The organism is Paraburkholderia sp., assembly GCF_026225065.1.
Lineage (GTDB): Bacteria > Pseudomonadota > Gammaproteobacteria > Burkholderiales > Burkholderiaceae > Paraburkholderia.
On the sequence record NZ_JAMFSB010000028.1, the window covers coordinates 19,711 to 27,139 of the forward strand.

The following is a 7,429-nucleotide window of genomic DNA, read 5'->3' on the forward strand; positions in this document are numbered from 1 at the left end:
CTGATGACTGTTCATCGCACATCTGACGGAACAGCAGGCTCCGGTCAGATGAGCAGCTGTTTTTTGGCTTTGGCGCTAGCGGCCGCGCAGGCAGACGCCACGCTCGCGAGCGCGAGGCGGGTTGCGGTTGAGCGGAGCATGTGGCCGGTTTCCATGTGCGGCAGTGTAACACTGGAGTCAAAATTTCTTGACTTCTCGTGCCGCCGTTCTAATATACGCACCGCGTACATTAATCGTAGATTAATCCGACCCAAAGGTGACCAGCATGAGCGTCCCGCAACAAGCCTTCCTCCGCGACGCCATGCGCCGCATGAACATGACCCGCGACACCTTCGCGAGCCGCATCGGCGTGTCGCGCCGGGCTTTGGACACGTGGCTGCTGCCGGACGATTCGCAGGAATCGCGGGCCATGCCCGAGATCGTCGAGCGTTTCGTGTCGGAAATCGTCGTGCACGGCGAGCCCGGTGAAAACTATACGCAAAGCGTAGACTCACAATCGCTCGCCAGTCAGATGCTGTTCGAAGGCAAGCCGCAACTGCTGTCGGTCGATCAGTTCTCGCGCGACTCGGTCGAGGCCCTCTTCCGGGTCGCGGACATCATGCAGCCCATCGCCCGGCGCCGCAAAATCTCGCGCGTGCTGGAAGGCGCGGTGCTCGGCAACCTGTTCTTCGAAGCCAGCACCCGGACCCGCGTGAGCTTCGGTGCGGCGTTCTGCCGGCTCGGTGGTTCCGTCTGCGACACCACGGGTTTTACGTTCTCTTCGATGGCCAAGGGCGAGTCGATCTACGACACGAGCCGCGTGATGAGCGGCTATGTCGACGCGCTGGTGATCCGCCATCCCGAGCAAGGCTCCGTGGCCGAATTCGCGCGCGCCACCAATGTGCCGGTGATCAACGGCGGCGACGGCCCCGGCGAACATCCGAGCCAGGCACTGCTCGACCTCTACACGATCCAGCGCGAGTTCTCGCGCCTGGGCAAGATTGTCGACGGCTCGCATATCGCGCTGGTCGGCGACCTCAAATACGGGCGCACCGTGCATTCGCTCGTCAAGCTGCTGGCGCTGTATCGCGGCATCAAGTTCACGCTGATCTCGCCGCCGTCACTGGAAATGCCGAGCTATATCGTCGAGCAGATCTCGCGCAACGACCATGTGATCGAGCAAACTCACGACCTGAACGCGGGCCTGCGCGGCGCCGATGTAGTGTACGCCACGCGCATCCAGAAAGAGCGGTTTGCCGACGAGTCATTCGAAGGCTACACGCCGGACTTCCAGATCAATCAGGCGCTGGTGGACAGCGTGTGCGGACTCGATACGCTGATCATGCACCCGCTGCCGCGCGACAGCCGCCCTGGTGCGAACGACCTGAGCACCGATCTGAACCACGATTCGCGTCTGGCAATTTTCCGCCAGACCGACAATGGCATTCCGGTGCGGATGGCGATTTTCGCGGTGCTGCTGGGCGTCGAGAAGCTTGTCCAGCACTCGATGCGCGACGCCGCATGGCGGCCGCCGGTGTATCTTGGCCCGGACGATGCGGTGTTTCACGGCATCGATTGATGCTACGCCCGACACCGGCAACGCAGTGGACGAAGCGCCCAGCGCGTCCTAGAGCACCTTCCCGGACTGCGCGTACGGGACGAATTGCACTTCGGGCATCGGTCTGCCGAACAGATAACCCTGCGCCCTGTGGCAAGCCAGCGAGGCAAGCACATCGGCCTGCTGCTGCGTTTCCACGCCTTCAGCGACTACGTCCAGCCCAAGCGACTCCGCCATCGAAATCATCGCTTTGACGAGCGCGAGATTCTTGCCGCGCGCGTCGATGTCGCGCACAAACGAGCGGTCGATCTTGAGCGTACTGATGGGGAAGTGCCCGAGATAACTGATGGCCGAGTAGCCCGTGCCGAAACCGTCGATCGCGATCGCCACACCCATTTCGTTCAGCTCGTCGAGCGTGCGACCTACGTTCTGATCGTTTTCCAGCAGCAGGCTTTCGGTGATTTCCAGCGTCAGCCACTGCGGCGCGCAGCCACTCGCCGCCAGCGCCGCCTGAACGCTGCGCGCAAGGTCGTTCATGACGAACTGCCGCCCCGATACGTTGACGGAGATGCGCATCGGCACGGCACGTCCGGCGTTCCAGCGGACCACCGCCTCACAGGCTGCGGCGAGCACCCAGTCGCCGATCTCGACTATCGTGCCGTTATCTTCGGCAACCTTGATAAAAATGTCTGGCGTCAACAGGCCTCGCACTGGATGATTCCAGCGCAGCAGCGCTTCGGCGCCGACGAGGCCCGCGCCGCCCAGATCGACGATAGGCTGGTACAGCAGCACCAGCTCGCCCGCATGGGCCGCGCCGTGCAGCGCCGTGCCCAGTTCCATACGTTCGACGGCCGCTCGCGTCGTCGCAGGATCGTGGAAACAGAACTGGTTACCGCCGATCCGCTTGGCGGCATACATGGCGGAATCGGCGTAGCGCAGCAGCGTCGCGGCGTCGCTGCCGTCACGCGGATAGCGGCTGATGCCGATGCTGGCCGTCATGAAGACCTCGCTGCCGTCGATCACAACCGGTTCCGCCAGGGCCATCAAGATCCTGCTCGCGATGATGGCCAGGTCCAGATCATCGTCGTGCACCGGCGCGAGGATTGCGAACTCATCGCCGCCCAGCCGCACCACCGCGTCGTCGCCGCGCTTACCTTGCAGGAGACGCATCGACACCGCGCGCAGCAACTGGTCGCCACATGCGTGTCCGAGCACATCGTTGACCTCCTTGAAGCTGTCGAGGTCCAGCACCAGCAGACCGATCTGCCGCCTGCCGGCGTCGGCGTACGCCAGTGCCGCCGGCAGGCGATCTTTCAACCATGCGCGATTGGGCAGATCGGTCAGCGGATCGAAGAATGCCAGTTGCCGGACCTTTTCCCGGTAGTGGACGATATCGGTGATATCGCGCCCCACTGCCAGCACCGTTTCCGACCGTCCTCCCTCTCCGGGCTCCGGAACGAACCTGACCGCCGCCCATCTGACATCGCCGTCTGGCCCGTCATACTGGAACTCCGATTCGCGGGCAGACGTGGCCCGCAGCGTCACGCGAATGCAGTCTTCGTAGTCGAGTTGTCCGGCCGGCGTGCCGACCTCCGCTGCCAGCGCCAGGCGAAAGCCACCGCCGCCAGGAATCTGCCGCATCGCGGGGTTGGCGTAGACGACCTCACACCGCCGGTTGTAGCGGGCAATGAAATCGGGCGAGTGCTCGATCAGCGTTCTGAAAAGTTGCTCGTGCTCATGCCCGGTCCGCCGGCGCGCGCCTGAAGGTCTGCGCGGTCGTCCGAGCCACTTGTGCACCCGGGCGTCGCAGCGAGTCCTGAAGTCGGCAAGCTGGACGAGGAGCGCGCCCATCCGTGAGCCTGCGTTCGTCGCCATGATGTGTCTGGTCCCTTAAGGGCACGGGCATGCTGCCCGTGCAGCGTGTGTGGCCTGCCATGACTATGTATACGGTGGAACGCGGGTGCGCCTGAATAGGCAGGGAAGACGATATGACGTCAAGTTTTGCTGATTATTATGTCAGGTAATCCTTAGCAAACTTGGCTTGGCAATAATGCTCAGGTGGTGGGCAAAAAATCACGCGGCGGTTCGCCCGGGATCGACACCCGGGGGCGTTCTCGGGGGGGAGTACTGGGCCAGCGCTACGCCCACGCCTCGTGCATTTGCGTATGCTCCGTGCTGACCGGTATGCGCGGCGTCTTGATGCGGTTCGAGCGTGCGTCATGAGCCTCGCTGCCCTTACCTGTCTCACCGCAGGGCACGAAAATATAGCCGCGGCCGCGCACGGTCTGAATGTATTGCGGACTCCCAACGTCTGGCTCGATGACCGAACGCAGGCGGAACACCAGTACGTCAAGACCACGCTCCGTCTGCCCGGTGTCGCGCATGCCAAGCAGGGCGATCAGGCTCGGGCGCGACATGATCTTCAGCGGATTCACGGCGAAGACCTTGAGCAAGGCGAATTCGCTCGACCGCAAGTCGACCTCTTCGTCGTCCTTGATCAGGCGCCGCGTCGCGAAGTCGATCTGCCAGTCGCCGAACGAGTAGCGCTCGCGGATTTCAGGCGCGGCATACACCACCGACGCCCGGCGGCGCACCACCGTACGCAGACGCACCGTCAGCTCACGAATGTCGAACGGCTCCACCAGGTAATCGTCCGCGCCCAGCTCGAAGGCAATGATCTTGTCGATCACGTCCGCTGACTTGCTGATCATGACGACCGGCATGTCGTAGCCGGCGGCGCGCAAACGCCGCAGCGCCGCGTGGGACTCGGAGACAGGCAACTCGGCGCGCATCACGACGGCGGTCGGCAATTCCTGCTCGACGCGGCGAACCAGGAAGGTCGCGTTGTATAGCACCGACATTTCGATCTGTTCACGGTGAAAATGGGCACGCAGTTCATCGCGTACCGCCTGGTCTGGCTCAACAACAAGAAGCCGCATGTTCATGACGTTCGAACACCTCTAGACTGCTGTGAAGAATAATCCGGTGACCTCCGCTTCGGCCTCGCAGCAGGGCCTGGCGGTCAGAGCGGCCACCGGAGCAACCATGACGCCATAGTAGGGACCAAATGCGCACCCAAAATGGGGAAACCAAGGAGAAACTGTGAAGAACACCCGACATGGGCTTTGACGGGTGCCCGCAGATGCGAAAATCGGGCAACATACGCCGCTTCCAATGGGTAGACGCGCTGCGGCAAAACCCGGCGCTCACCCGGGACAGGCGGCCACGCAAAGGCGTGGCGGCAGGGAATCCAAATGAAAATAGGCATCACGTCCAAGCTGTTTCTGGCTATCGCCACCTCATGCATTGCGATTGCAGTCGCGATGGGCGCGGCCATGCGCGTGAGCTTTGAAAACGGCTTTTTCGATTACGTCGGCCAGCGCAACACCAGTAGTGCCAACCAGCTGGAAAAGGCTCTCGAAGACGCGTATGCCCAGCACGGCAGCTGGGACTTTCTGGCCAACGACCGCTCCGCGTGGATGAAGTTTGTCGAGAATTCGAGCGTCGGCACGTCGAGGTCGGCGCCATGGGGATCGGGAAATCCCGATGGTCCGGGTGGGCCTGGAGGTCCAGGCGGTCCCGGAGGCCCGGGCGGCCCGGGCGACGACATGGGCCCGCCAGGTGAGCCTCCCGGCCCGCCACCGGATATGCCCGACCAGGCAGGTCGCAACAGTGGCCCGGGGGCGCCAGAAGGACCTCAGTTCGCCAGCCCTGCGCCGAACGCCGCTGTCGCGAACCGGCCCGAAGGGTCCGCCGCGACCTCGCCAGCCTCGGCATCGGCCAACTCGACGCAGCAGGCCTTCCGCAGACCCGGACCACTTCCTCCCCGCGCGCTGTACGACGTGAACAAGCGTCGCATTGTGAGCAACGGGCCGTTGCCGCCTCCAGGCTCATCGCTTGAACCGTTGAAGGTTTCGGGTCAGGTGGTCGGCTGGCTTTCGATCCAGGCGCCCGAGAACATCTTCTATTCAGCGGACCGCCAGTTCCAGGTCCGGCAGTTACGGGCGACGTGGATCATCGTGGCGTTGGCAGCAGTGCTGGCCGCAGGCGTGGCGATGGTACTGGCGAGAATCTTCCTCGCACCGATCCGGCGCCTCGTCGAGGCGACCCACCGGCTCGCCAGCGGTGACTACGCGACCCGCGTCCCGGAAGGCAGCGGCGACGAATTCAACCAATTGGCCAAGGACTTCAACCAGCTCGCCGTATCGCTGCAAACGGCGGAGACCTCGCGCCGCAATTTCATCGCCGACATCTCGCACGAATTGCGCACCCCGCTCGCCGTGCTACGGGGTGAACTCGAAGCGCTTGAGGACGGCGTGCGCCATCCCGACCGCGCTTCGCTGTCGTCGCTACAGACCGAGGTGGCCATGCTGAGCCAGCTGATCGACGACCTGTACGAATTGTCGCTCGCCGACATCGGTGCGTTGTCGTTCGAAAAGGTGCCGGTGGATGCCGCAGGCATCGTCGAGGCCGCCACGGACGCGTTCGAAGAACGGCTCAACACGCGCAATCTTGCGCTCGAAACAGACATCGTCGATCAGCCCGCGGTGATCGTGGGTGACCCGTATCGCCTCACGCAATTGCTGAAGAACCTGCTGGAAAACGCCCTGCGCTACACCGATCCTGGCGGCAAGGTGTGCGTTAGCGTATCGATGCACGAGCAGCAATTGCATATCGATGTTCAGGACTCTTACCCAGGCGTGCCCGAGCCTTTGTTGCCGCACCTGTTCGAGCGCCTGTTCCGCGTGGATGTCTCACGCAGCAGACAAAGCGGCGGCGCGGGTCTGGGACTCGCCTTGTGCCGCCATATCGCCGAGGCGCACGAAGGCACCATCGAGGCCGCACGCTCGCCGCTCGGCGGTCTCTGGATCAAATTGCGCTTTCCGCTTCAGCCCTCTCACCATGACTGATACGCTCACTACCATTCCAATCCTGATCGTCGAGGACGAGCCGAAGCTCGCAGCGCTGCTTTCAGATTATCTGCAAGCGGAGGGCTACAGCACGACGATCATCGCCGACGGCCTGCAGGTGATTCCATTCGTGCGCGCGCAACCGCAGGCGCTGATTCTTCTCGACCTGATGCTGCCCGGACGCGGTGGACTCGAAATATGCCGCGAGTTGCGCAGCTTCTCGGCAATGCCGGTGATCATCCTGACCGCACGTGTGGATGAGATCGACCGCCTGCTCGGCCTTGAGCTCGGCGCGGACGACTACGTCTGCAAGCCGTTCAGTCCACGCGAAGTCGTTGCGCGCGTGAAGGCCATCTTGCGGCGCGCTGGCAAACTGGCAACCACGACGGCCACAGCGACGCAGCCCGAAACTGCGCCGAAGCCGCCGCTGCTGGTAGATGTCGACCGGCACGTTGCGCTGCTCGACGACAAGGATCTGCAACTCACGCCCATCGAGCTCCGACTGCTGGCGTTGCTGCAATCGACGCCCGGCCGGATCTACCGGCGCGATCATCTGCTGCGGCAGCTCTACGACGACCACCGCGTCGTCACCGACCGCACCGTCGATACTCACGTCAAGAATCTGCGCCGCAAGCTGCAGGTCGTCCGTCCGGGGCAGGACATGATCCGCTCGATCTATGGGGTGGGCTATCGGCTGGATCCCGATCTGGAGACTGACTCCAACGAAACGCCATCTACCGGTTTGTCGTAACGCCGCGCTGCGCCGCGCCGCGCCGCTCCGCGTTACGCAAGACAACGCAGCGAGCGCGTACGCAAAACTCGAGGCTTCAAAAAAAGACCCGGTATTTTCCGGGTCTTTTGCATTATGCGAAGCGAGACGGCGCAGACCTTAGAACCGGTGACGAATACCGATCGTGGCCGCCACCTGGCTATCCGTCGACGAGGTGCTCAGTCCATTGATATCCGCCGTGATACCCGACTC

At 63.1% G+C, this 7,429-nt stretch carries 5 protein-coding genes; 3 read left to right on the forward strand and 2 right to left on the reverse strand.

Going from position 1 to position 7,429, the window contains the following annotated elements:
- Positions 1-265: 265 nt before the first annotated feature.
- On the forward strand, positions 266-1,558 hold the full coding sequence (locus M0954_RS02035; protein WP_122158118.1) for an aspartate carbamoyltransferase: 1,293 nt from the start codon (positions 266-268) through the stop codon (positions 1,556-1,558).
- 48 nt (positions 1,559-1,606) lie between these two features.
- Here M0954_RS02035 and M0954_RS02040 read toward each other — a convergent pair whose 3' ends face one another.
- Together M0954_RS02040 and M0954_RS02045 are read right to left on the reverse strand one after the other, a co-directional pair.
- A complete protein-coding gene (locus M0954_RS02040; RefSeq protein WP_297351348.1) occupies positions 1,607-3,412 on the reverse strand; it encodes an EAL domain-containing protein in 1,806 nt (601 codons plus the stop codon).
- A 263-nt stretch (positions 3,413-3,675) separates the two neighbouring features.
- Positions 3,676-4,482 (reverse strand): winged helix-turn-helix domain-containing protein, encoded by an 807-nt coding sequence (locus tag M0954_RS02045; protein ID WP_297351350.1) that lies wholly within the window; start codon positions 4,480-4,482, stop codon positions 3,676-3,678.
- Between the two features lie 309 nt (positions 4,483-4,791).
- Between M0954_RS02045 and M0954_RS02050 the strand changes: the two genes are divergently transcribed.
- Both M0954_RS02050 and M0954_RS02055 read left to right on the forward strand, forming a co-directional pair.
- Positions 4,792-6,447 (forward strand): ATP-binding protein, encoded by a 1,656-nt coding sequence (locus M0954_RS02050; protein ID WP_297351353.1) that lies wholly within the window; start codon positions 4,792-4,794, stop codon positions 6,445-6,447.
- On the forward strand, positions 6,440-7,198 hold the full coding sequence (locus tag M0954_RS02055) for a response regulator (protein ID WP_297351355.1): 759 nt from the start codon (positions 6,440-6,442) through the stop codon (positions 7,196-7,198). The genes M0954_RS02050 and M0954_RS02055 overlap by 8 nt, the downstream gene beginning before the upstream one ends.
- The last annotated feature ends 231 nt before the right edge of the window (positions 7,199-7,429 follow it).